Origin of the sequence: Azospirillum sp. B21 (assembly GCF_008364825.1) — a bacterium.
GTDB lineage: Bacteria > Pseudomonadota > Alphaproteobacteria > Azospirillales > Azospirillaceae > Azospirillum.
In genome coordinates this window covers 161,798-186,409 of sequence record NZ_VTTO01000007.1, presented here as the reverse complement: position 1 = coordinate 186,409, position 24,612 = coordinate 161,798, and the positions used below count along the sequence as shown (strand labels likewise).

At 68.8% G+C, this 24,612-nt stretch carries 26 protein-coding genes and 1 riboswitch; of the genes, 16 read left to right on the top strand and 10 right to left on the bottom strand.

From position 1 onward, the window contains the following. Window position 1: 1 nt before the first annotated feature. The 3 genes from FZ983_RS18575 to FZ983_RS18565 form a co-directional block, all read right to left on the bottom strand. Window positions 2–958, bottom strand: coding sequence for an ABC transporter permease (locus FZ983_RS18575; protein ID WP_149225004.1), 957 nt, complete (start codon window positions 956–958; stop codon window positions 2–4). 64 nt (window positions 959–1,022) lie between these two features. Continuing rightward, window positions 1,023–2,525 carry an ABC transporter substrate-binding protein gene (locus tag FZ983_RS18570; protein ID WP_247883821.1) on the bottom strand — a complete coding sequence of 501 codons (1,503 nt, stop codon included), beginning with the start codon at window positions 2,523–2,525 and terminating at the stop codon, window positions 1,023–1,025. Window positions 2,526–2,793: 268 nt separating this feature from the next. Further along, window positions 2,794–4,224, bottom strand: coding sequence for an MmgE/PrpD family protein (locus FZ983_RS18565; protein ID WP_149225003.1), 1,431 nt, complete (start codon window positions 4,222–4,224; stop codon window positions 2,794–2,796). 196 nt (window positions 4,225–4,420) lie between these two features. Between FZ983_RS18565 and FZ983_RS18560 the strand changes: the two genes are divergently transcribed. The 15 genes from FZ983_RS18560 (at window position 4,421) to FZ983_RS18490 (ending at window position 18,972) form a co-directional block, all read left to right on the top strand. Beyond that, window positions 4,421–5,377 carry a LysR family transcriptional regulator gene (locus FZ983_RS18560; RefSeq protein ID WP_247883820.1) on the top strand — a complete coding sequence of 319 codons (957 nt, stop codon included), beginning with the start codon at window positions 4,421–4,423 and terminating at the stop codon, window positions 5,375–5,377. A gap of 166 nt (window positions 5,378–5,543) precedes the next feature. Further along, window positions 5,544–5,762 carry a hypothetical protein gene (locus FZ983_RS18555; RefSeq protein WP_149225001.1) on the top strand — a complete coding sequence of 73 codons (219 nt, stop codon included), beginning with the start codon at window positions 5,544–5,546 and terminating at the stop codon, window positions 5,760–5,762. Window positions 5,763–5,777: 15 nt separating this feature from the next. Continuing rightward, the gene (locus tag FZ983_RS18550) at window positions 5,778–6,113 is read left to right on the top strand and encodes a hypothetical protein (protein WP_149225000.1); all 336 of its coding nucleotides are present in this window, start codon (window positions 5,778–5,780) and stop codon (window positions 6,111–6,113) included. Between the two features lie 97 nt (window positions 6,114–6,210). After that, on the top strand, window positions 6,211–6,771 hold the full coding sequence (locus FZ983_RS18545) for a sigma-70 family RNA polymerase sigma factor (protein WP_149224999.1): 561 nt from the start codon (window positions 6,211–6,213) through the stop codon (window positions 6,769–6,771). 18 nt (window positions 6,772–6,789) lie between these two features. Continuing rightward, window positions 6,790–7,566, top strand: a complete 777-nt coding sequence (locus tag FZ983_RS18540) for an anti-sigma factor (RefSeq protein WP_247883819.1) — start codon at window positions 6,790–6,792, stop codon at window positions 7,564–7,566. 20 nt (window positions 7,567–7,586) lie between these two features. After that, entirely contained in the window at window positions 7,587–8,108 is a 522-nt protein-coding gene (locus tag FZ983_RS18535) for a hypothetical protein (RefSeq protein WP_149224998.1), read from the top strand. Between the two features lie 235 nt (window positions 8,109–8,343). Next, on the top strand, window positions 8,344–8,679 hold the full coding sequence (locus tag FZ983_RS18530) for a hypothetical protein (RefSeq protein WP_149224997.1): 336 nt from the start codon (window positions 8,344–8,346) through the stop codon (window positions 8,677–8,679). A gap of 227 nt (window positions 8,680–8,906) precedes the next feature. Continuing rightward, window positions 8,907–9,341 (top strand): DUF4399 domain-containing protein, encoded by a 435-nt coding sequence (locus FZ983_RS18525; protein ID WP_149224996.1) that lies wholly within the window; start codon window positions 8,907–8,909, stop codon window positions 9,339–9,341. Between the two features lie 66 nt (window positions 9,342–9,407). Then, window positions 9,408–9,983 carry a DUF4399 domain-containing protein gene (locus FZ983_RS18520; RefSeq protein ID WP_247883818.1) on the top strand — a complete coding sequence of 192 codons (576 nt, stop codon included), beginning with the start codon at window positions 9,408–9,410 and terminating at the stop codon, window positions 9,981–9,983. Window positions 9,984–10,035: 52 nt separating this feature from the next. Beyond that, the gene (locus FZ983_RS18515) at window positions 10,036–11,595 is read left to right on the top strand and encodes a DUF4384 domain-containing protein (protein ID WP_149224995.1); all 1,560 of its coding nucleotides are present in this window, start codon (window positions 10,036–10,038) and stop codon (window positions 11,593–11,595) included. A 115-nt stretch (window positions 11,596–11,710) separates the two neighbouring features. Further along, a complete protein-coding gene (locus FZ983_RS18510; RefSeq protein ID WP_149224994.1) occupies window positions 11,711–12,487 on the top strand; it encodes an OmpA family protein in 777 nt (258 codons plus the stop codon). A 26-nt stretch (window positions 12,488–12,513) separates the two neighbouring features. Further along, window positions 12,514–12,870 (top strand): hypothetical protein, encoded by a 357-nt coding sequence (locus tag FZ983_RS18505; RefSeq protein ID WP_149224993.1) that lies wholly within the window; start codon window positions 12,514–12,516, stop codon window positions 12,868–12,870. Between the two features lie 25 nt (window positions 12,871–12,895). Next, entirely contained in the window at window positions 12,896–14,041 is a 1,146-nt protein-coding gene (locus tag FZ983_RS18500) for a DUF4384 domain-containing protein (RefSeq protein ID WP_149224992.1), read from the top strand. A 116-nt stretch (window positions 14,042–14,157) separates the two neighbouring features. Then, entirely contained in the window at window positions 14,158–15,960 is a 1,803-nt protein-coding gene (locus tag FZ983_RS18495; protein WP_188092401.1) for an adenylate/guanylate cyclase domain-containing protein, read from the top strand. 312 nt (window positions 15,961–16,272) lie between these two features. Then, on the top strand, window positions 16,273–18,972 hold the full coding sequence (locus FZ983_RS18490; RefSeq protein ID WP_188092400.1) for an SUMF1/EgtB/PvdO family nonheme iron enzyme: 2,700 nt from the start codon (window positions 16,273–16,275) through the stop codon (window positions 18,970–18,972). A 19-nt stretch (window positions 18,973–18,991) separates the two neighbouring features. Here the strand turns inward: FZ983_RS18490 and FZ983_RS18485 are convergent, their stop codons facing one another. The 7 genes from FZ983_RS18485 to FZ983_RS18455 form a co-directional block, all read right to left on the bottom strand. Then, a complete protein-coding gene (locus FZ983_RS18485) occupies window positions 18,992–19,687 on the bottom strand; it encodes a hypothetical protein (RefSeq protein ID WP_149224989.1) in 696 nt (231 codons plus the stop codon). 127 nt (window positions 19,688–19,814) lie between these two features. Beyond that, a complete protein-coding gene (locus FZ983_RS18480; RefSeq protein WP_149224988.1) occupies window positions 19,815–20,525 on the bottom strand; it encodes a Crp/Fnr family transcriptional regulator in 711 nt (236 codons plus the stop codon). 199 nt (window positions 20,526–20,724) lie between these two features. After that, the gene (locus FZ983_RS18475) at window positions 20,725–20,985 is read right to left on the bottom strand and encodes a hypothetical protein (RefSeq protein ID WP_149224987.1); all 261 of its coding nucleotides are present in this window, start codon (window positions 20,983–20,985) and stop codon (window positions 20,725–20,727) included. 25 nt (window positions 20,986–21,010) lie between these two features. Next, window positions 21,011–21,355 (bottom strand): hypothetical protein, encoded by a 345-nt coding sequence (locus FZ983_RS18470; RefSeq protein WP_149224986.1) that lies wholly within the window; start codon window positions 21,353–21,355, stop codon window positions 21,011–21,013. A 52-nt stretch (window positions 21,356–21,407) separates the two neighbouring features. After that, window positions 21,408–21,860 carry a hypothetical protein gene (locus FZ983_RS18465; protein WP_149224985.1) on the bottom strand — a complete coding sequence of 151 codons (453 nt, stop codon included), beginning with the start codon at window positions 21,858–21,860 and terminating at the stop codon, window positions 21,408–21,410. Window positions 21,861–22,078: 218 nt separating this feature from the next. Further along, window positions 22,079–22,621, bottom strand: coding sequence for a hypothetical protein (locus FZ983_RS18460; protein ID WP_149224984.1), 543 nt, complete (start codon window positions 22,619–22,621; stop codon window positions 22,079–22,081). Between the two features lie 126 nt (window positions 22,622–22,747). Beyond that, window positions 22,748–23,092 carry an AraC family ligand binding domain-containing protein gene (locus FZ983_RS18455; RefSeq protein WP_149224983.1) on the bottom strand — a complete coding sequence of 115 codons (345 nt, stop codon included), beginning with the start codon at window positions 23,090–23,092 and terminating at the stop codon, window positions 22,748–22,750. A gap of 179 nt (window positions 23,093–23,271) precedes the next feature. Continuing rightward, a riboswitch (TPP riboswitch) is annotated at window positions 23,272–23,404 on the top strand. 103 nt (window positions 23,405–23,507) lie between these two features. Here FZ983_RS18455 and FZ983_RS18450 point away from each other — a divergent pair. Then, a complete protein-coding gene (locus FZ983_RS18450; RefSeq protein ID WP_247883817.1) occupies window positions 23,508–24,599 on the top strand; it encodes a long-chain fatty acid--CoA ligase in 1,092 nt (363 codons plus the stop codon). Window positions 24,600–24,612 lie beyond the last annotated feature (13 nt).

Genomic DNA, 24,612 nt, shown 5'->3' with positions numbered 1-24,612 from the left:
GTCAGGAGGCCCTCATGCCGTGGCGGATCTTCGGGTTCACGAAGGCGTAGAGCAGGTCGGCGGTCAGGTTGGCGAGACAGTAGGCGGCGGACACGATCAGGATGGTCGCCTGGATCAGCGGCAGGTCGTGACGCTGGATGGCGAACAGCAGCAGCCGTCCCATGCCGGGATAGGAGAAGATCGTCTCGATCACCACCACGCCACCCAGGATCAGACCGAAATCGATGGCCAGCACCGTGATCGTCGGCAAAAGCGCGTTTTTCAGCGCATGGCGCAGGATCACCACCGATTCCGGCATGCCCTTGGCGCGGGCGAACTTCACGTAGTTGGTCTGGAGAACGTCGATCATGCTGGAGCGGGTCAGCCGGGCGATGCGGGCGAGCAGCATCAGCACCAGCGTGACGACCGGCAGCACCAGATGGGCGGCCCAGGGCAGGAAACCCTCGGAGATCGGGGTGTAGCCGCCGGTGGGCAGCAGTTTCAGGTAGCTGCCGAAGATCAGGACCAGCACGATGGCCCAGAAGAAGTCGGGAACCGCGATGCCGAGATAGGAGATTCCGGAGACCATCTGGTCGGTCAGCTTGCCACGCCTGACCGCCGCCAGCACGCCGAGCGCGATGCCGACCACCGCCACCACCACCAGCGCCACGACGGCCAGCACCAGCGACCGGGCCAGCGCCTCCATCAGGATGGGACCGATCGGCTGTTCCAGCACCAGCGAGCGGCCGAGGTCGCCCTGCAGGATGCCGGCGGCCCAGCGTCCGTACTGGACGATCAGCGGCTGGTCGAGGCCCAGCTTGACCGCGATGGCGTCCACGACTTCCTTGGACGCGAACTGGCCGGCGATCATCGAAGCGACGTCGCCAGGCATCGCCTGGGTCACCAGGAAGATCAGGACCGACATGACGACCAGGATCAGCGCCAGGGAGGCGAGCCGGGTCAGGAAGTAGGCAAACATGGCGGCATCCCTGTCGGATGGAGGAGGGGACCGGCGGCGGGCGCGGCCGGTCCCCGGTTCGGCCTCAATCGACCGACACGTTGCGCAGGTCGAGGAACATCATCGGGTGCGACTGGAAACCCTTGACCTTGGCGTTCAACCCGTTGATGTGGTTGATGACGTAGGGGATGACGCCCGGCGAATCCTCCACCGCCAGAGCCTGGACCTGGGTGTAGAGCGACTTGGCCTCATCCTCGCTCTTGGCCTGGCGGGCGCCGTCCAGCAGCGTGTCCATCTTCGGGTTGGAATAGCTCCACAGCGCGGTGTTCCACGACCCGCGCGAGTGGTACCAGGGGTAGACGGACGTATCGATGGTCGGGCGGCTGAAGAAGCCGTCGATGTAGAAGCCGGCCTTGCCCTCGATGTCCTTCAGGAAGACGTCGAACGGCACGCGCTGCACGTTGACGGTGATGCCGGCCGGCTTCAGCAGTTCACGCACGGCAAGGCCGAGCCGCTCGCGGGTGGCGCGGCCGGCGGGGGTGTGCAGCGTGACCTCGAACCCGTTGGGATATCCCGCTTCGGCCAGCAGCTTCTTCGCGCCCGCCGGATCGCCCTTGGCGATCTTGAGGTCCTTGTTGAAGAAGGGATGGCTCGGCGGGATCGGCGAATGGGTCGGCGTGCCGTTGCCGAACAGCGCGATCTGGGTGATCGTCTGCTTGTCCAGCGCCATCGCCACCGCCTTGCGGACGCGCGGATCGTCGAAGGGCTTCACCGTGTTGTTCATGATGACGCCGTCCCAGGTGGATGTCGGGACGGAATCGATCTTCAGCTTCGTGTCGGCCTTGACCTTCTCGATGGCCTCCAGCGGCAGGTTCCACACCAGATCCAGCTCGCCGGTGGTCAGCGCCGCCACCTGGGCCGCCGATTCCGGCAGGATCCGCACCACCACCTCGTCCAGCTTCGGCAGCCCCGGTTCGAAGTAGTTGGCGTTGCGCTTCAGGACGACGCGGTCGCCGGGGGCGAAGGACACGAACTCGAACGGGCCGGTGCCGACCGGCTTGGTGGCCAGCGTGTCGACGGCATCGCGCGGAACGATGCGCGCCTGCCGCTCGCCGAACAGTTCGGCGAAGCCTGCATAGGGGCTCTTCAGCTGGAACTGGACGGTCGCCGTGTCCAGCGCCTTCATCGACTCCACGATCTCGAAATTGACGCGGGCGGTGGAACCGGTTGCCTTGTCCTGGATGCGGGCGATGGTGGCGACGACGTCCTCGGCCTCCAGGTCGCGGCCGTTGTGGAACTTCACGCCCTTGCGGAGATGGAAGGTCCAGGTCTTCAGATCGTCGCTGTGTTCCCAGCGTTCGGCCAGATCGGGTTTCACCGTCATGTCGTGACCGATGATGGTCAGGCCGTTGAAGATCAGGTAGGCGGCGACATACTCCTGCCCGCCCTTCATCTTGGCGGGATCGAGCGTGTTCAGGTTGGAGTCCACCGAGACCTTGAGCGTGCCCGCGGCCTGGACCGACATCGCCGTTCCGGACAGGAGGATCGCCGAGAGCACGGCCCGTGCCACCAAACGTCGCATCATCATGAAAGCCCCTCTGTTTTCCGGTCCTTGCGGTGGACCTTGGTTTCCGCGTCCACCAAACGGTGTCACAAGGCCGCGGCAGGAGGAAAGGGCGGCGGGAGGGCGGCCTATCGGGCAGAATTCTGCCTAACTGTTGCGCAAACGAAGCGCGCGCACGGTTTTTGTGCAGCGCACGCGCCGGAAAGTTGCTGGAAATCCTGCGTTTTTTGGCGATTGTTCGGCATCGCAGCCTGATCGGAAAACAGGCGGTCACGGACAAACCAGCGGCGGATCATGATCGTTTTTCATCGGGATCATGAATCGTTGGCATGGTGCGGAGCTGAAGCAGGCGCGAGAGGTCCGTTTCCAGTTCAAGGTTCTGCAATTTCAAATGGAGGCACTCCGCTCCCTCCGCCCCGACCGCAAGGGCCGCGCAGCTTTTGAACTTGGCCGCATGCTCCGCTGCCAACAGCGGGCGGGCCACCGTGCCGCGCGCGGACGGGCAGAAGCGGGTGATCCGCTCCCCCGCCACCGTTTCGACGGTCACCTCCGCGCCCTCCGGCGCAAGCCGCGCACGGTCGGCGTCGGCGTTCCAGTCCGGATCGGCTGCCATGGAGACACGCCCGATCACCGCACCGACCGCCGGATCCGTCAGCACGGCCCAGCTCAGATGCTCCAGCGTCAGGGTGCCGTGCAGCAACACGCAGGCAACGGCAAAATGCAGGCTGAAGCGGGCTTCTCCCGCCGTCGCCGGGCGGGCATAGGTCAGGTTGGCCGCCACCACCGGCGGAACACGGCAGTGGACGGACGCGATGTCGGCGGCGCCGAGCCCCCGCTCCGCCATCAGGTCGCGCAGCGCGTCCATGGCGGCATGGGCGGACAGGCAGACCGGGTAGAGCTTGGTGTCGATGCCGGGATCGAGAAGCCGCCAGCGCCTTCCGAGCGACTCCAGTGCGGTCGGATCGAACCGGTCCTCCGCCATCAGCCGGGCGAAGCCGCGCGGATCCTCCACGACCCCATGCGGGACGATCAGGCCGCGGGCGGCAAGCCGGGCGGCACGCACCCCGTTCGCCGCCGCCTGTGCGGCCAGCAGCGGCTTGGCTCCGGTGCCGAAACAGGCGCGCAGGCCGCCGGTCCCGCAGAGCGCGAAGGCGACGGCATCGGCGGTCGAACGTCTGTCCAGTCCCAGAGCCTTGGCCGCCGCCGCCGCGGCGCCGACCGTGCCGAACAGGGCGGTGGTCCACCAGCCGGCATGGTAGACGCCATTGCCGACCGCCTCCGCCAGGGCATATTGCGCCTCGGCCCCCGCCACCACGGCGGTGAGCAGGTCGCCCCCCGTGCCGCCGGCCATCCCAATTGCCGCCAGCGCCGTCGGCACCACGACGGCGGAGCCATGGACGAAGCCGGCGTAGCTGTTGTCGTCGAAATCCAGCGCATGGGCGGCGGCGACATTCGCGAACGCGGCACCTTCCATGCACAAGCGTCCGCCCGCCAGAAGCGGCGCCGGACCGGGGGTGTAGGTGTCGCGCGCGACATCGGCGGCCAGCACCGCAGCCTCCGTACCCGCGCCGGCCAGCGCCACGCCCAGCGTATCGACGATGCAGGACAGCGCGACGGCGGCGACCGGCTCCGGGATGTCGACCCGCCGCAGGCCCGCCACCCAATCGCCGATGCGACGTGCCGCCGGGGTGGGAAGGGCAGGCGCGTCAGGGGGCGTCGTCATGGATGGAACTCCGGCAGGGGGATCGATATCCCTGCGAGGCTGCCGCGGAAGCCCCCATACCGGTCAGAGGAAGAAATCAATTTCATGATCGGCATGAATGCCGTTCATGGCGGCTCTGTTCACAAGCCTTATACATAAGATAGTATGCAGATCGCTGTCCGAACCCGCCGGCCACCGGGAGCCTGATCGAAGCCCCATGCATCACCGAGACTTCGACCTTGGCTCCCTTGAGGTGTTCGTCGCCGTGGCCGAATTGGGAAGCATGACGGGCGCCGCCCGCAGGCTTGGGCTGACCCAGTCGGCCGTTTCGCATGTCGTGCGTCAACTGGAAACCGCCTTCGCCAGCCAACTGCTCGACCGCAGCATCCGGCCGATGGCCTTGACCGCCGCCGGCCAAAGGCTTTGGCATTGGAGCAACCGCATCCTGACCGATGCGCGGCAGCTGCCGGCCGTCATCGGCGGGGCCGACGCGTCCTTCATGCCGGAACTGCGCATAGGCTGCATCGATACGCTGGCGGCCCCCTTCATCCCGCGGCTGCTGCAACGGCTGCGCGACAGCGTGCCGTCCTTCAGCATCGCATCCGGCCTGTGCGGACAATTGCGCGAGCAGTTCCTCGCCCGCCGCCTGGACGTGCTGTTCACCATCGACAGTTTCGACGACATGGACCAGGTCGACAGCCTGCGCCTGCTGGTCGAGCCGTTCGTACTGCTGTTGCCGCGCAACTGGCCCGACGTCGCCGACGAGGCCGCACTGCGGACATTGTCGCGGACTCTGCCGCTGATCCGCAGCACGACGGACAGCGCGCTGGGCCGGCTGGTGGACCAGCATCTGCGGCGGCTGGGCATGGAGGTGCCGCGCAGCTTCGCCTTCGACGCCACGGATACGGTGATGGCCATGGTGGCGGAGGAGATGGGGTGGAGCCTGCTTCCGCCCACCGCGCTGGTGAAGAGCCGTCAGCACCTCGGCCATATCCGCGTGCTGCCGCTGCCCACCTCGGGATTCCGCCGGTCCATCCATCTGGTGACCCGGAAGGGCGAGTTGGGCGGGTTGCCCGAAGGAATCCACAAGGCCGGGCGGGCGGTGATCCGGCAGGGCTATTTCACCGAGGTCTTCGCCAATTCGCCCTGGCTCAAACCGATGATCGGCCGCTAGCGGTCCCGATGCCGGCTGCCGCTCCCGACGCCCAGGATTTTCGGCGGCTTCGGCGGATTATTCCGGGCGCCCGCGCGTAATCCAAGGAAACGAACGATCGAAACGGGCGCCGCCCTTCGGTGGCGCGAGGTGACCGTATCGAGCCATCCGAACCGCGGAGGCCACCATGACCTATCCCCGCTGGGCCACCGGCCTTGCCATCTCCGTGATCGCCGCCATCGGCGTCCTTCTGGCGCTGGACTGGGTTACCGACGAGCGGCTGGGGGCCTGGGCGCCCTATTCCATCGGGGTCGCGCTGATCCTGCTGATGCTTCTGTCGTTCGGCGCCATGCCGCGGGCGGCTGCGACCCGCGCGTCACGGCGCCGCGACGGCGGGGATCTTTGAACGCGGAGGGACATCATGAGCCTGCACACCGATCCCGACGAGCGCACCGGCCTCTTCGCCGACGGCTTCGAAACCTATGTCGCGCGCGAACACTGGGCGCCGATCCTCACCCAGGCGCTTCTCTATGGAACCACCCTGGTGGCCGTCGCGCTCATGCTGGGCCTGCCGGCCCTGAATGCGCTGGCACTGGTTCATGTGGTCGCCTCCGTGTCCGGCTTCTTCGGCGGCCTGCTGGCCATGCGGCTGGAAGAGATGGAGCCGGGGACGGCCTCCGTCGTCATCGCGCGGCGGAGCCTTGCGGCGCTGCTGGTGTCGGGCACCGCGTTGCTCCTCGTGCCCTTCGCGCAGTGAGGCCGGTTCCGCACCGGCCGAGGAATTGAAACGTCGGGGGATTAAAACGGCCTGCCGCGCGAACACATAGAAGCAGCCCCATACATGGAGCGACGATGTGACGTTCAGCCTGCGAAGCCAGTTGTCGGATCACGTCCGCACGTTGCGCCGCTACGCGATGACCCTGGTGCGCAACCGGGACGACGCGGAGGATCTCGTGCAGGAGACGCTGGTGCGGGCCATCGCCGGTGCCAGAACCTACCGGCCGGAGGCCAACCTGCGCTCCTGGCTGTTCGGTATCCTGCACAACGTCCATGTCAGCGACCGGCGCCGCGATCAGGTGCGGACCCGTGCGGCGGCGTCCATCGAACCGCTCGTCCACAGCGACATCGCCCCCAATCAACCCGATCAGGTCGAGCTTGCCCGCACCATGGAGGCCTTCGCCCGGCTTCCCGAGGATCAGCGCCGCGCGCTCATGCTGGTCGCGGTCGACGGGTTGAGCTATCAGGAGGCCGCCGGGATTCTCGGCATTCCGCTTGGAACGCTGATGTCGCGCCTTGCGCGCGGGCGGGAGTCACTGCGCGCCGATGTGCGCGGTGACTTGCGCGGGGATCGAGGCCGCGGGGATGGAGGCCGCGGGGATGACGGCAGGCCGGCCCCTTTGCGGGTGGTGAAGTAAGCCATGATGGGGAACGGGATGAACGGTGAGTGGCAAGCCGATCTGCACGCCTACATCGACGGCGAACTCGATGCCGAGCGCCGGTTGGCGTTCGAAGCGTTCCTCGCCTCCAACCCGGCGGCCGCCGCCCGGTTGCACGACTATCTCCATCAGAGGGAGATCCTGCGGCACGGCTTTGCGCGGATGGCCGGCGATCCTCCCCGACACACGGAAAGCCTGACCGGGCGCCTCTACGGCCGCTTGCGCATGGAGCACGTCATCCGGCGCTTCGGTCCGCTCGCGGCAGCGGTCCTGCTGCTGGTGGGCGGCGCCAACATCGCGGCCCTGGTCCATCACCAGCAGAAAACGGGAGCTTACGGCGTGCCGGAGTTTGCCGAGGAAGCCGCCGAGATGCATGAAAACGCCGTCAGCCAAAGCCTGGCATTCTCGGACCTGTCCCCTGCGGATCTGAAGGCGATGGCCGAGGGGCTTCCGCACCGCCTCGGCGCGATCACGGTCAACCTGCCGGCCTTGGACCCGAACCTGCTGACGCTGGTGCGGGCCACCCTGGTGCCGTTGAACAGCGGCGTCGGCCTGCAGTTCGTCTATCGCGAGAGGGATGGCGAGATGCTGACGCTTCTGGTCGTCGCCGAGGAGCCGATCGACGACAAGGGCCTGCACGCCGTCGAAGAGCGCGGGCTTCAGTTGGTCTACTGGCGCAACGGCGCCACCGCCTACACGCTTGCGGGCAGCCGGTCGGACGGCGACCTTCTCGTGGTCGCCAAGAAGATGGCCGACAGCGTAAGGCGCTCCTGATCACAGAGAGGAGGAATTGCATGAGCGTACCGATTTCGTCAGAAAGGCGTCGGCTGACGGCCGCGGAATTCGAAATGGTCGAACAGACTCATCATCCCCGGATCTGCGCCCTCTCCGACGACGAGCGCACCGCCGTCATGCGTCGCATCCGGGAATTCCGGGACAAAGCCCGGACCATCGCCAACCAGCAGCGCCGGGAGATGCGCCGAAAGGCCGAGCCGCGCGGCGACCGCGAAGCGGCGGACAACAGCGGAACGGCGCTGAAGGTGCAGATCTTCACCAGCGCCCTGAAGCGCCTGAACCGTGAAAGCCGAAGGATGGAGGAGGCGGCCAGACGGCCGACTCAAAGTGCCGTGGCGCGGAACGCGCTTGAACTCAAGCGGGCCAACCGGCGACGGCATCATCCCGACGGCAGGCAGACCCCGTCCCAGGGGATGCGGGCGATCACGAACAGCCAACGGACCGTCGATACCGACCCGCGCGAGATCGGCCGGGTTTCGCAATTCGTCAAGGCGTCCCAGGCCCGCCGGGACGCCCGCTGAACGGCCGGGGTTGATCGAAGCGCCCCGGATTTCGCCCCGGATTTCCAGAAGGCCCCGCTCTTCCGAAAGAGCGGGGCCTTCGTCATGATCGGGCATCCCCCACGGACGCTTTCCGGTCGGCACACGGGCCCTGCTTTCAGTCGACAGTGTGGCCCGGGCCACAGCGGGCGCCGGGCCGATCACGGCAGGATGCGGGTCTTCCCCGGCCCTGGTCCTTGCGTGAAGGAAATGCCCGATGTGCAGACTTGTCGCCATCCCCCTGTTCCTGACACTCGTCGCTGCAATTCCGGCCGCCGTCCAGCCAGCCTCGGCGTTCGAGGTGCAGTCCGGCGGCATCCCGTTGCCGGCCGCGGCGGCCTCGATGCCGGCGCACCGTGCCGGCACCGTATCGCCGGCCGCCGGCGTTGCCTTTCCACCCTGGATGGGCGGCGGCCGGACGGGGGCGGAAGCCATGGCCGCCGGGCTGCCGGGGATGAGGGGCGCCGGGGCGCCGCCGCAGGGCAGGGCAACGGGGGTGGGTGCCCCTGACCGCGCGGCGATGAACGAACAGCTGTTCGGAATCAGGCGCTGACCGGTGCCGGCCGCCGCATTGCACGTCTCGCGCCCCGATTTCCGGGATTGCCGCAAGTATGGGGAAGCCGACCGCGATTCTCGGCCAATTCGGAAGCAGGCGGCGCTGAACCGGAGCGTTTTCAACGGGATGGGATTACCCAAGAATTCGGGGGGACCCTACTTCCCGGACGAAGACTAAGATGCAGGTCATCGGACAAAGGGCAATGAAGAAAACAGGGGGAAATCATGCTGCGGACTGCCGTCATCGCAGTCGGCGCCCTGCTGCTTCTGCCGCTGTTTCTGGCTGGGCAGGGAATGGCCGACCGGGCGAAAGCGCCCGACGACGCGCGTGCCTACATCCTGTGGCCGTCCAACGGGACGGTCATCAATGGCGGTAAATTCTGGGTGCGCATGGGGCTCCAGAACATGGGGGTGGCACCGGTCGGCATCAGCCATGCCGATACCGGGCACCATCACCTGCTGATCGACACCGACCTGTCGAACCCGGACGAACCAATCCCCAACGACAAGCAGCACCTGCATTTCGGCGCTGGCCAGACAGAAGCGCGGCTGGAGCTTCCGCCCGGCCGCCACACGCTGCAGATGGTGCTGGGCGACGCCGACCATGTTCCGCACAACCCGCCGGTGATGTCGGAAAAGGTGACCATAACCGTCCGCTGACCGGTTCCGTCCGGCTGATGTCCGCCGGTTCATGTTCGCCGGCTTGCGTCCATTTGGGAGGGCACCATGAAGACTGGAATGTCCGTGCTTGCGTCCGGCCCCGGTCCGCGCGCCGCTGTGAAGGTCGTGCTGTGGGGAGTGCTGTCGGTCGCACCATTGATCGTGCCGGCGGCCCCCGCGGCTGCGGCAGAGGCGTCTCCCGACCAAAAGGCCGAGCAAAAGCCCGCGGCCGCGGAGCAGGCGTCTCCGGCCGCGCCGCGGACGCCCGGCCGCAAGGAGGCATGGCTCTACATCGGCTGGCCCAACAACGGGCAGGTGGTGGGAACGCGGTTCAAGGTGTGGTTCGGGCTGCGGAATTTCGGCGTCGCTCCGGCCGGCGTGCGCAAGGACGGCACCGGGCACCACCATCTGCTGATCGACACCGATCTGAAGGCCTTCGACGAGCCGATCCCCAGCGACAAGCAGCACCTGCATTTCGGCAAGGGCCAGACCGAAACCATCCTGGAACTGCCGCCGGGGCGGCACACGCTGCAGCTGGTCCTGGCCGACGCCGACCATGTGCCGCACGACCCGCCGATCATGTCGAAGAAGATCACCATCACCGTCCGTGCCGACCGCGGCCAGCAACTTTCGGCGCGGTGACGGCCAAAGCCGGAGACCCGGACCCGGCCCCAACCCACAGGAGACAGCGCCGATGAGCATGGTCCGGTTCCTTGGTTCGCTCGGGGTTTCCGCCGGCCTGACGCTGGCGCTGGGCGGCTGCTTCACCTCCGGCGAGATGGCCCGCGTGGTGCAGCAGCCGAAGACACCCGCCGTCCGCACCATCAGCAGCTTCAGCGAGGCGCTGCGCTGCATGGACACGCTGCTGTGGACCCACGGCAAGCGCGACATCTACATCACCGCCAACGGCCTGCCCGATGCCACCGGCCGGGTGGCCGGCGGCACGAAGGAGATGCTGATCACCGCCGTCTCCCGCATGTCGGAGACGTCCAACGCCTTCCGCTTCGTGGATTTCGAACCGGCTCTGGACGACGTCAACGCGCTGTACTGGATGATCGGGGTGCAGCCGAATTTCCGCGCGCCCTCCTACTACATCCGCGGCGCCATCACCCAACTGGACGACAATGTGGTCAGCGAGGCGGCGGGGGCGGGGCTGTCGCTGCCCAAGCTGGACCTCGGCGTGTCGGCCGACCAGGTGATGTCGATGGTCTCGGTCGACCTCAATGTCGGGGAGTTGGTGACCCGCCAGATCATCCCCGGCATGTCGGCGTCCAACACGCTGGCGGTGGTGTCGTCGGGGCGCGGGGCGGATGCTGGCGGGGTGATCGGCAAGGCCGGACTGTCCTTCAACATCTCGCTGAACCGATCGGAGGGTCTGCACCAGGGCGTGCGCACGCTGGTCGAACTCAGCACCATCGAGGTATTGGGCAAGCTGACCCGCGTGCCCTATTGGCAATGCCTTGGCATCGACCAGACCAACCCGGCCTTCATGGCGGAGGCGCGCGGCTGGTTCGACGGCATGGCACCGGCGGAGCGCGTCACCTTCACCCAGCGGGCGCTTTCGGCGCAGGGCTATTACGACGGGCCGGTCAACGGGCAGCTCGACCAGCGGACCGCCGAGGCTGTCGGCCGCTTCCAGGCGGACAACGACCTGATCGCAACCGGGCGCATCGATTTCGACCTCTACCAGCGCCTGCTCGCCAAGCCGCCCGGCCAGGGCGGAGCACTGCCGGCCCGGCTGCAGAGCGTCAGCAACGCCGGCGGCGAGGGACTGCCGCGTCCCCAGCCGTCTCCGGCCAAACTCGACCTGCTGCTGTCGTCGGACCGCGGCCCGGCACCGCGTTACCGCGCCGGGGAAGCGCTGGTGGTGCGGATGCAGCCGACGGCGGACGGCTTCGTCTACTGCTATTACCGCGATGCCGCCGGTACGGTTTCCCGCATCTTCCCCAACCGCTTCCAGCCCGACGCCTTCGTTGAGGCCGGCCGGCAGGTGGAAATCCCGCCCGGCGTGCAGAAGCCCTTCAATCTGCGGATGGACCGTGCAGGCGCGGAGGAGACGGTGGCCTGCATCCTGTCGCATGACGAGATCGGCGTGCGGATCCCGGAGGCGCTCAAGAGCGAGGATCTGCAGCCCATCCCCGGCACCGCGCTGGATGACGTGATCAACGCCTTCGCGACGGCCAAGGGGAGCGACGCCCGTGCCAAGCGGCTGTCGGTGAAAGTGCTGCCGGGCACGCTGGCGCAGGGCGGTTAGACCCGTTCTCTCCGGAAAACCGCCGCCGACTGTTGGCCGGCTCACAGCGCGGGGGAGGGGGGTGGCGATAGAACCAGGGGCAACGCCGTTCCTTGTCCTGCCCATGGAGCCTCAGATGACGAAGTCCATCCTGTCCCCCTTCCTGGCCCATGCCCTGGCCGCCACCCTGCCGATGCTGGCCGCCGTTTGCGCCGGACCGGCATCCGCCCAGACCGTGGAAGGGTCCGGCCCGTCGAAGGTGATGATGTTCGACCGGCCGCCCAGCGTGGAAGAACTGCGCGAGGTGGTGGCGCCGGAACCGAAAATCCGCACGCGCAGCATCGAGATCATCGGCGGAGCGGCCGGCGCCGCCGCCAAGCGCCCGCGCCCCATCGACGAGATCAACTACGGCACGGCACCCGTCCCGCCTGCGGCGCAGCCGGCTCCTCAGTATGATGCCCAGCCCGCCGCCCAACCCGCCCCGAGCCGCCCTGCCCATAAGCAGCGCCGGCAGGAGGTGCGGATGGAGGCCCCGGCCGCCGAACCGCCCGCCGACACCACCGCGCAAGGGGGTGAAGCGCCGCAAGCCTTCGGGTTCCGCATCAACTTCGCTCTCAATTCCGCCGAGATTCCGACGGACTCCGCGTCCTACATCGACGCCGTCGGCGCGTTGATGAAGGAGGACCCGAATCTGGGACTGACGGTTGAGGGGCATACCGATGCCAGCGGCAGCCTTCCCTACAACATGCTGCTGTCGCAGCGGCGCGCGGTGTCGGTCGGCGAATATCTCGTCCGCGTCCACCAGATCGATCCCAAGCGCATCACCGTGGACGGCAAGGGGCCGAGCGCGCCGCTCGCTGCCAATCCCTATGACGGCCGCAACCGGCGCGTCGAATTCAAGCCGACCCGTTGAGCGGCGGCCGGAACGGAGGGGATGTCATGAAGCACGCCTTGCTCCTCGCCGCCTGCCTCGGCCTGGCCGTCACCGGCGCCGCCGACGCCACGCTGGTCCGGAAGAAGAGCCCGGAGAATTCCGGCGCCACCAGCGGCGGCGCCCAGGGTGGCGTGGACGTCGCCCCGGCCGGCACGCGGGTCCGCGTCCAGTGCTGGCAGGACGGCCACAAGATCATTGACGAGGCGGACCTCGCCGTCGTCTCGCTCAGCATCGCCAGCCAGATAAACGGGCTGCGCTTCCGCCGCAGCGGCGGTCCGGATGGAACGGTGTCGGTGATGACGCAGTCCCGCACCGCCTGCCTGCTCGCCCCCGATGACGGGAAAGGCCGCAGCCGCGACTGACGAATCCAACCGAAAGGTGACCATCATGTCCAAGAGAACTCTGTCCCATCTGCTGGGTGCCGCGGCCGTCGCGGCCCTGGGCTGCGGCCTCGCTCCCGGAGTGCGGGCGGAGGCCGTGGTGGTGGCGTCCAGCGCGCCCGGCTATGTCCAGGGCCAGCTCGTCGCCGACGGTCAGGCCGTCCGGCTTCCCGACGGGGCCAACGCGACGCTGCTGTTCGCCAATGGCCGCCTGTTGCGGCTGCGCGGCCCCTATGACGGGATCCCCGGCGAGATGGCCGACAGCGCCGTTTCGGCCCGTGCCGGTCCCGTCGACGACCGCTTCATGCAGAGCGACCTGGGCGCGGCCCGCGCCTTGGGAAACCCGCTGGAGGCGGCGCTGGAGCGTGCGCTGGCGATCGACCCGTCGGTTCCCGGCACCCGCTGCGTCAGGGCCGGAAGCCTGCCCATGCTGCGCCGCCCGGCGGATGGCGGGCTGGACGGCATGCAGTTGCAGGACATGGCCGCTGGAAGGCGCGCATCGGTCAGCTGGGCCGGCAGTGCTTCGGCTCCCTGGCCGCAGAGTCTTCCGCTGACGGACGGGGCGGACATTGCGGCCCTGCGGCCGGATGGAACGCCGATCGGCACCTTGCATGTCCGCCTTGTGGACCCGACGGCCGGGGCGGCGCTGGCGGTGGGCATGGCCTCGGCCGGCTGCACCGGGCAGATCGGCGCGGCGATGGCGGCCTTGCGCGATGTTACGGTGCCGCTTGCCCTCTTTCTCACCGCCGATCCGGCTTCCGCAGCCGGTGCCGGAGCCGCCTACCGGCCGGGCGAGGATATCCGGCTGCTGGTCCAGACCGACCGCGACGCCCACCTTTATTGCTATCTGCGCAATGCGCGGGCCCAGCTGATTCCCATCTTTCCGGCCGGCGCCGCCATGAGCGCCCATGTGGCGGGCAATGCGCCGGTCAGCCTGTCCGGTGACCGCATGCCCCTGCGGGCCGGTGACGGTCCCGCCGATCTGGAGGTGCGCTGCATCGCCGCCAGCCGCAATCTTGACGGCGAGATGCCCGGCCGTACCGACGCCTTCCGCCCGCTTGCCGAGGAGGCCGCCGTCCAGCTCGACCGCGCGGTGTCCCGCCTGCGCGAGACCGAAGTGGCATCCGCACAGCTTGTCCTGAAGGTTCGCTGAGGAGCCGCATGGACGGAGCACCCGCGCCCCCCAAGGAGAGACCGCGGGCCTCTCCCGCCGTAAAGCCGGAGCCGCCGGAGCCCGGCCGGCGCCGCTGGCCGGGGATGCGGTTGGCCGTGGCCGTCGTACTTGGCAGCGCCCTGCTGGCGCTTGCCGCCGCGAGATTTGTGCCGCCGCTGCGCACCGCCGACGAGAGCCTGGGCGACCGGCTGATCGCCGCGTCGGCACCGGCCCGGCCGCAGCATCCGGCCATTGCATTGGTGCTGTTCGGGGAGGACAGCTTCGCCGGGCTGGCCTGCCGGTCGCCGGTGGATCGCGGCATGCTGGCCGACATGATCGGCGTGCTGGAGGCGGCGCGGGTCCGCGCCATCGGCATCGACGTGCTGTTCGATCAGCCGACCCTGCCGGCGCTTGACGAGCGGCTGCGCCGCGCCATGCTCGGCGCGTCGGTTCCGGTGGTCGCGATCACCGCGCTGGAGCAGACGCCTTTGACCGAACGGCAGAGACGTTTTCTGAACGAGTTCACCGAAGGGCTGCCGCGCGGCCACGCCAATCTGGCGAAGGACCGGCTGGATGCCGCCGTGCGCTGGCATGTTCCCTTCGGCGGCGACGGAACACCCAGCCTGCCGGTGCAGCTCGCCCGCGTCGGCGGCGTGTCCGGCGTGCCGGCGGAGCCCTTCCGCATCGACTGGCATGGCCGGCCGGACGGCGCCACGTCCCCTTTCCCGGTCTATCCCGCGGAGGCGGTCGCCCTGCTGCCCAAGGACTGGCTGGCCGGGCGGATGGTGCTGGTGGGCACGGCCCTGGCTGGGATCGACCAGCACCGCACGCCGCTGTCGCCCGCCGGATCCTCGACGGCCGGCGTCGAGATTGAGGCGCATGTGCTGGCCCAACTTCTCGACGGGCGGAGCAGCCCGCGCCTGCCTGTCGCGGGGGAGGCGGCGCTGGCGCTGCTGACGGCGGCCGCCGGGGTGGCCGTCGCGCTGGCCGGGCTGCCGTTGTGGTTGCTGGCATCGGTGGGCCTGCTCGTGCCGGCGGCGGGCTGGACCGGCGCGGCGGCGCTGTTCGCGGCCGGCGGGCCGCTGGTGCCGCTGGTGGTGCCGTCGCTGGCCTGGGTCGCCGGCATCGCCGCCATGACCGTGCAATTGTCGCTGCGGGAGCGGGCCGACCGGCGCGTCATGATGCAGCTGTTCGCCAATCACGTCTCCCAGCCGGTGGCGGAGGAAATCTGGCGCGAGCGCGCGACCTTCATGGCCGGCAACCGCCCGCGCCCGCAGCAGTTGACCGCGACCGTGCTGTTTTCCGACATCGAAGGCTTCACCACCATCTGCGAAGCACTGGAGCCGGAGCCGCTGATCCGCTGGCTGGAAGGCTATCTCGACGCCATGGTGCGCATCGTCACCGCCAATGACGGGGTGGTGCTGCGCTTCGTCGGCGATGCGGTTCTGGCGGTCTTCGGCGCGCCGGTCGCCCGCACCACGCAGGCGCAGATCGACGCCGATGCCCTCCGCGCCGTCCGCTGCGCCCTGCAGATGGGGCGGGAACTGGTGGCGCTGAACCGGCAATGGCAGGCGGAGGGACTGCCGCCGGTCGGCATCCGCGTCGGCCTGCACACCGGCCCCCTGGTGGCCGGCAGCCTGGGCGGGCTGCGCCACAGCGAATATTCGCTGCTGGGGGACACCGCCAACACCGCCGCCCGGCTGGAGGCCTACGGCAAGCTGGTCGAGGCCCGGACGTCCCGCCACTGCCGCATCATCGTCGGCGATCCGACCTGGCAAGCGGTGGGGCAGGCGGTGCGGCAGGATGTCCAGGGCCGATGCACCGCGATGCCGGTGGGGGAGGTGGCGCTGAAGGGCAAGACCAGGACGGTGCGTATCTGGCTGCTGGTCGACGACGGCGATGCTGACGGTTGTGCGTGAGGACAATCAGAACTCGTGTGCGATGCGCGCAGTAATCCCTTCGGTCTGCCACCTCCTCTTTTGCCGGAGTTAGGCAGAAGGGGCGTCTTGGAATTGCTTGTTGCCGCGGGTATGCTTCTTCCATCCATGGCGGGTTGCCGGCAATTTCCGGAAATATTTTGAACAGCCCATCGCTATGCGCCGTAAGCTTCGCCGGCTGACCCGTAGATGGATGTGACAGTCGGATGTCATCGATGGAGTGCGGCGCCTCTTTGCTCAGGTACGGAGGCGGGGATGGTGGGACCGGTCGGACCCTGCCGGAAGGTTTTCGCGGTGCTTGTGCTCCTGCTGGTGATCGCGGGACCGGCAGGCTTTGCGCGCGCGGCCGGACCTGCCGCTTCTGGGCCAACCTCCGGCGGTGCGGCGGCGGAAAGCCGCCTGGCGCTGGTCATCGGGGTCAGCAACTACCGCAACGCGCCGGAGCTGCTGAACCCGCGCAACGACGCACGCGCCATCGGCGAGGCACTGCGTGCCCTGAACTTCACGGTGGACGAGCAGTACGACCTGGACGCCCGCGGCTTCGCCACCGCCCTGCGCCAGTTCGGCCTGAAGGCCTCGCAGGCCGACGTGGCGGTGATCTTCTACGCTGGGCACGGCATCCAGGTCAGCGGCGTCAACTATCTACTGCCCGCTGACGCCCAGTTGGAGCGGGAGCGCGATCTGGTCTATGAGGCGATCCCGCTGAACCTGCCGATGGGAGAACTGGCCGGCGCGCGCAAGCTCGGCATCCTCATCCTCGACGCCTGCCGCAACAATCCCTTCGTCGACCGCCTGACCCGCAGCGGGTCGAACCGCAATCAGGCCCATCCCGGCCTCGGCAGCGTGGACGACACGCCAAGCGACACGCTGGTGGCGATGGCGACCCGCGCCGACCAGCTGGCGGAGGACGGCACCGGCGACCACAGCCCCTTCAGCGCGGCGCTGCTGGAGCATCTCCGGACGCCCGGCCTGGAGCTGAGCCTGTTCTTCCGCAATGTGCGCGATACGGTGAAGCAGGCCACCAACGGCCGGCAGGAACCGTTCGTCTACGGCTCGCTCGGCGCCACACCCTTCTATTTCAACCCGCGCCCGCCCAACCGGCCGCCTGTGGTGGGAGAGTTGCGGGCGCTGACCCTGCTCGACCGTGCCAGTCCGGAACCGCTGGCGTCCGGCAAGCCGACCGACCCCGATGACGACCAGATGTACGCCCGCGTCACCGGCTTGCCGCGCGGCGGCACCGTCCGTGTCGGGGAGCGCAGCGTGCTGATCGGCGACTACCTGACGGTGGAGCAGCTGGCGGCCACCAGCTTCAAGCCCGACGGCAGTTTCCGCGGGGAGGCCGGCGCCTTCGAGTTCCTGGTGTCCGATGGCCGCGGCGGCACGGTCACCGGCACCATCCCCGTCACCATCCGGCCGAGCAACCAGCCGCCGGCCGTGGTGGCGGACCGCAAGCTGCGGGCCGCCGGCAACCCGATGGGGATCGACGCCCCAGCCGACCCGGACGGCGACGCGCTGACCGTCACCGTCACCGCCGTGCCGGACCGCGGTAGTGTCCGCAACGGCGCCGCCGTGGTGAAGCCGGGCGACCGGCTGACCGTCCAGGCGCTGACCGCCCTGACCTTCGACCCGGAAGCCGGGGCGCCCGGTCCGGCCGGAAGCTTGCGCTACAGCGTCGATGACGGGCGCGGCGGCATCGCCACGGCCAGCGTCGGGGTGGAGATCGCGCCGCCGGGAACCACGCCGGTGGCGGAGCTGGAGGACAGCGTCTGGAAACGCGTCCAGGCCAGCAAGGAGCCCGGCGACTATCAGGCCTTCCTGCAGCTGTTCGGCGGCAGCGGCTATGCTCCGATCGCCCGCCGCCAGATGGAGACGCTGAAGCTCGCCGGTAAGCCGCCGGAAACGGCGTCCCAACCGAAAGCAGAGTCCAAGGCTGAGGTTGCGCTTGGTCCCGGCCTGGAACCGGCCGATCCCGGACGCTACACCGTCACCGCCGACGGAGTGCTGCGGGCGACGCCGGCCAATGGCGGCGCGCGGGTTGGCCGGGTGGCGCGCGGAGCGACGGTGCAGGTGCTGGGCCGCGTGCCGGAGGGCGGGTGGTACCGCATCGCGCTGGAGGATGGCACGCAGGGCTTCGTCGCCGCCGCCCTGCTGAAGCACGAACCGCTGCCCGCGCCTCAGCCTGCCGCCGCTCCACAGCCTGCGCCCCAGCTGGCCGAACCCCAGGTGGTCGCTGCGGCTCCGCCGGCTCCGACCAACGGGGCGGCGCGCAATCACGGCGCCGGCAACAGTTTCCAGGATTGCCCGACCTGCCCGGTGCTGGTGCGGGTGCCGGCCGGCAGCTTCATGATGGGGAACGACAAGGGCGACGCGTCGGAGCGGCCGGTGCACCGCGTCACCATCGCCAAGCCCTTCGCGATGGGCATGTATGAGGTGACCGTCGGCGAATGGCGCGCCTGCATGCAGGAGGGGGGCTGCACCGACCTGCCGCGCATGGTCAAGGTCACCGACACGTCGCCCGTCCACAACCTGCATTGGCAGGATGCCCAGGCCTATGTGGCGTGGCTCAGCCGCAAGACCGGGCAGCGTTACCGCCTGCCGAGCGAGGCGGAGTGGGAGTTTGCCGCGCGGGCGGGCACCGCCACGCCCTATTGGTGGGGAGCGGGCGCAGAAGTCCAGGCCGACTGCGACGATTGCGGCGGCCAGCACGAACACCTGACGCCCGCCGCGGTCGGCAGCTACAAGCCGAACCCCTTCGGCCTGCATGACATGAATGGCGGGGTGGCGGAGTGGGTGGCCGATTGCTGGAACCGCAACTACCAGGGCGCACCCGCCGACGGCAGCGCCTGGACCCAGGGAAATTGCCGCAAGCGGGTGCTGCGCGGCGGATCCTGGCGCGACCGGCTTGAGGTGATCAACGGCACCATGCGCAACAGCTACGATGTCGACGTGCGCTATCTCACCAACGGATTCCGCGTCGCGCGGGACGTGAACTGACGGGGTGAACCGGCGGGGTTCAGCGCTGGACGGTGACGGTCGTCTGGGTCGCGCGGTTGTGCCTGCCGACGGCGGTGTTGGTCGTGGTGTTCACGTTGTTGACCTGCACCCCGCCCTGGGCCAGTGCAGAGGGCAGATGCGGCAGCGGCCCGGCGGTGCTCATCAGCATGTCCAGCGTCGACGGGCCTTGCGGCTTGGCGGTCGGCGCGGGCGCCGGTTCCGGTTCGGGGGCCGGCGCGGGAGCGGCGGTTTCCACCGGCCCGACGCTGTTGTCGCCAAGCTGTTGCTGGCTGATGTTGCCGTCGCCGAAGGCGAAGTTCAGCGCACTGTTGAAGTTGTTCACGATGAAGGGCGCGTCGATGAAGGTGAAGCTCGGGTCGATCGGCTGCACCGGCGGCTGGCGGCTGGCGGCCAGCGGCTGCCCCTTGCTGAAGCCGGCAAGATAGCCGGCATCGCCGCGGATGCGGGTGATCGACTGCTGGTGCATGGAGGATCGGCTGACCGACGGGTTCGTCACCATCGCGCCGGGAGGAGCGCCGCGGCGGTTCGGGTCCACCGACACCGGCAGGCGCGGCACCTGGGCGAAGGCCTGCGCCATCGCCGCGCCGGGGATCGGGCCGGGTGGAAAGGCGATGCCGCCGGTCACCTGTGCGGAGGCCGTCCCGGCGGTCAGCAGCAGGGCGGTGGACAAAAGGATTATGCGGGGCGACGGCATGGCGGGCTCCCTCAAGACTGTTGGCCGGGACTATGCAGGGCATGGGGGCAGGGCATGGGGAGCAGGGTAGGGCCGTCCGGGGGCGGGCGCTGTGGCGCGGCTCACAGGCCGTCGCAGGATTGGCGGCTCAGTCGCAGGATTCGGCGATCTCGTCCAGCGCCTGGGCGTCGCGGATGACGATGCAGCCGGCATCCATCGCGATCACGCCCGCGCGCTGCCATTCGTTCAGCAGCTTGTTGACGCTTTCCCGCGACACGCCGACGAGACAGCCCAGCTGTTGCTGCGACAGCTTGATGTCTAGCCGCAGCCCCTCCGGCCCCGGCCGTCCGAAGGCCTCGCCCAGCCGTTTCAGCGCGCGGGCGAAGCGGGAGGGTGCCTCCAGGAACAGCGTGTCCTCCAGATGCTCGCTGGTCTGGCGCAGCCGTTTGCACAGCACGCTGATGATGCGGAAAGCCAGATCGGGCCTTGCCGTCAGCACAGGCATCAACTGCGACCGGTCGAGCACCAGCAGGTCGGTCTCCTCCAGCGCTACCGCGTCGGCGGTGCGCGGCTCGCCGTCCAGAAGGGCGATCTCGCCGAACAGGCCGCCCTTGTTGATGATGCTCAGCACCAGTTCCTTGCCGTCCATGGAATGGCAGCAGATTTTCACGCGGCCGCGGATGACCGCCATCATGCTGTCGCCCGGGTCGCCCTTCTGGAAGATCATGGCGCCGCGCGGGTGGTGGGACAGCCGGGCGGCGGTTGCCAGCCGGTGCCGTTCCTCGCGCTCCAGATGCTTGAGCAGGAAATGCCCGGCGAGGACGAGATCCTTATCGAAGTTGATCCGTATCGCGGTCATGGCTGCCCCCTGGCTGACGTCGCGGGCCGGTCCTCTAACCGGGGCATGGTACGCCGGCAACCGACTCGTCCCGCACCGTCAAGGGGGGGTACGCCGTCGTTGGCGCTTCTGCTCCGTTCGTGTGCGGACCGGACACGAAAAGGGCGGCCGGCGCCGGCCGGTTGCCCTTTTCGCAACGATGGAGTGAGAAACCCCGCCGTCAGCGGAAGATCGCCTTGGGCGGCAGCGGTTGCGGGTTCAGGGCACGATCACCGCCGTAGGTGGGGCCCGGCGTGATCCCCGGAAGGAACCTCGTGCCGCAGGTCAGGCAGGGCGGCGGCTTCGGGATGCCGGGGGACGGCTGGAGGATGATCGGGCCGACCGTGGTGGCCCGCGTGTAGGACATGGTTGGCGTCGCGGCGAAGGCCGGCGCCGCGGCGATGGTGGCGAGCGTCAGCGACAGGGTCAGAAGGCGGGACATGGCGGTGTCTCCGGTTCGGTTGGCGTCAGAGGTCGGGGTCTTCGTCGTCGTCCGGGTCCAAGGAGCGGGCCTGGGGGCCGAAGGGGAAGTCGCGGCGATTCAGCAAACCACGCAGGTCCGGCGCGACGGCGCGGGGGAGCAGTTGGATCTCCGCATCGGGAACGACTTCCGACTGCGGGTCGGATGGCGTGGCGGAACAGCGGGTCCGGCCGTCGAGCGTCACGCAGCTCAGCGAGCCTGAACCCCGCATGCAGACGGTCTTGCCGTTGACCGTCTGGCAGGCGAGGGAGACGGCATCCGCCGGGGCCGTCAAGGCCGTCAACAGCAGGGCGGGCGCGACGAAGGCCAGGATCATCGGGAACTTCGCCATCGGTGGTCTCCCGGACAAAAGAGGTGGGCAAAAGGCTGAGAGGAAAGGAGGCTCAGCGGCGAAGGCCGGTCAGCGACTGGGCGGCGCTGTTGCCGAGGCCGGCGGTGACGTTGGTGCCGATCCCGACATTGGTGCTGACCAGCGGGCCGCGGCCGCTGAAGTTCAGACCGACCTGGACGCCGTTGCCCTGGAAGCCGAGCAGCTTTTGCCCGGCCGAGTTGCCGATCCCGGCGGCGACGTTGGTGGCGGTGCCGACATTGGTGCTGACCAGCGGGCCGACACCGCGGATGGGTGCGCCGCCGCTCTGGAGGACGGTGCCCTGCTGCTGTGCCGAATTGCCGATGCCGGCCCCGACATTGGTGGCGTTGGCGACGTTGGTGCTGACCAGTCCGGGCACCGACATCAGCGACGGCATGCCGGTGCCTGCACCGGTCTTGGGCTGCGCCAGCGCAGGTGTCGCGAGCAGGGCGGCGGCGAGGGTAGCGAGAGCGATTTTGCGGATCATGGCGGGAGTTCCTTCGGTGGGGGTGAGGCTTCGGGCTTCCGTGCCCCGGCGTTGTTGAAGGAAGCTTAGCCAAGTGCCTGAAACGGCTCTGTGAGTTGGCCCACAGATGCGGGCGTTTCCCTGAAGGAATCCGGCGGGCGGGAGCGGACAAAAGAAAGCCCCGGCCGGAAACCGGCCGGAGCGAGGTCAGGGGAGGAAGCCGGGAAGAGGGAGGGCGGTCAGCGCTGCTTGACGAGGGCGCTCTGTCCCGCCCAGTTGCCGGTGCCGGCGGACAGGTTCTGCATGGAGCTGTGATTGAACGGGCCGACCAGCCCGCCCGAGCGCTGGAGAACGGTGCCGTGCTGCAGGGCGGTGTTGCCGATGCCGGCCGCCGTGTTGCCGACATTGGCGACCGAGCCGCCGCTCAGCAGGCCGCCGCTCTTCTGCATCACCGTCGCCCTCTGGCCGGCGAGGTTGCCGATGCCGGCCGCGGTGTTGCCGACCGTCGCCATCGACCCGCCGCTGAACACGCCGCCGCTCCGCTGCTTCACGAAGGCGTCCTGGTTGGCGGTGTTGCCGATGCCGGCGGCGAGGTTGGAGACGGTGGCGACGTTGGGACCGGCGAAGGGACCCTTGGACTTCTGCATGACCAGCGCGCTCTGGTTGGCGGTGTTGCCGATGCCGGCCGCGGTGTTGGAGATGTCGGAGATGTTCTGGGCCATCGCCGGGGCAGCAAACAGGGCGAGCGAAGCGAAGCCGGTCAGCAGGGAGGTGCGGATCATGATCTGGTCTCCTGTCTCGGGGCCGCGGGATGCGGCGTGTTGCCGATGGACAGACCCTACCCAAGCCCCGGAACCCGGGATGTGAGCCGCTCCACACTCTTCCTGCTTTTGTCGATCGGCGCCTGCTTAAGCCTCCTGCCAGTGCGGATAGGTGACGTAGGCGGTGAGGGCGCCCTGTTCGTGCGAGCGGATGGTGACGTTTGAACCCTTGGGCATGTAGATGATCTCGCCCGGCCCGGCGGTGACCGTGCCGGCATCGGAGGCGACCGAGACCCGCCCTTCCAGCACCACCATCACGTCGTCGACGGCAATCGCCTCGTCGATGCTCTGGTTGGGTTCGTAGCGGCCGTAGCCGATGGTGACAGGTCCGCCATGGCGCTGGTCGACCGCGTTGCCGACGAACACATCGGCCTCCTGTCCGGGGGTGCGCTCAAGCGATACGTCCGTCATGGCGAATTTGCGAACGGTCATCTGCGTCTCCTTGAAGAGAGGGGCGATCCACCCCAGCCGATATCGGAAGTGCTGCAGCATAGGGCGGCAGCGGTACAACAGGGCGGAGAGCGGAAATCATCAATGCGCCGCCGTTTCCACCGTCCGCAAAGCCGGCATCCCCGCCGTTGACAGACGGCGCGATGGTCTTCTAGGCTCCGTCCCGTTCCCAGGGGAGCCTCGTCAAGGAGGCTGAGACACCCGCCGGCCCGGTCCTTCGCGTCCGGGCGACGCGGCAACCCTTCGAACCTGATCCGGGTCATGCCGGCGTAGGGATGCGGGACGAGAAGGCCTTCGCGGCCGACGCGCAGATCCATACTCCACAGGCTCATCCCGGATTCGTTTGTTGCTCCATCGGTCGGTGCCGCTTGGAGAAAACCGGGCGGGGAGTGTGGCCGTGAGCGCGATCTACGACAGGGTCCTGGCCTTCATGGAGGCCGATATCGGAACCGGGGCGGCGGCCGACGAGGCCTTCAACGCCCTGGCGCTGGCCGTCTTCGCCCACCAGTTCGAGCACAACCAGCCCTATCGCCGCTTCGCCATGCAGCGCGGCCGGACGCCGCGCGGGGTGAAGAGCTGGCGCAACATCCCGGCGGTGCCGATCAACGCCTTCAAGGACCTGACGCTCAGCTGTCGCCCGGCGGAGGAGTCCGCCCGCATCTTCATGACCAGCGGCACGACCAAGGGCGGCATCCGCGGCCAGATCCACCACACGACCCTGGCTGTCTACGACCGCTCCATGCTGCTCAACTTCCGCCGCCGCTTCATGGCAGAGGCGGGCGCGGAGCGGATGGCGATGGGCATCCTGTTCCCGACCGAGACGGCGATGCCGAACTCCTCGCTCGCCCATTACCTGGAGCTGGCGCGGGCGGAGTGCGGCACGCCGGACAGCCGCCATTGGATTGGCGAGGCGGGCATCGACATCGCCGGGCTCTATGACCGGCTGGACGCCGCCGAACGGTCGGGGCAACCCTTCGCCCTGCTGGGCGCCAGCTATGGCTTCGTGCATCTGATGGACGCCATGGCGCGCGACGGGCGCCGCTTCGCCCTGCCGGAGGGGAGCCGCATCCTCGACACCGGCGGCTTCAAGGGCCAGTCGCGGGAACTGGAACCGGACGAGTTCTACGGGCAGCTTGCCGCCTTCTTCGGCGTGCCGCGCGAGCGCTGCATCAACATGTACGGCATGACGGAGCTGAGCACCCAATTCTACGACGACGGCAATGCGGTCTGCCCGTCGCTGAAATCCGGCCCGCATTGGATCCGCAGCCGCGTCGTCGATCCCTTGTCCGGCCGGGACGTGCAGGCCGGCAGCATGGGCGTGCTGGTTCACCACGATCTCGCCCACGTCAATTCCGTCGCCGCCATCCTGACGGAGGACGCCGGCATCCTGGAGGAGGGCGGCTTCCGCCTGCTGGGCCGCGTAGCCGGGGCGCAGGCCAAGGGCTGCTCTCTGGCGGTGGAGGATTTCCTCGCCGCCGCGCGCGGTTGAGCGGGAGCGCGGC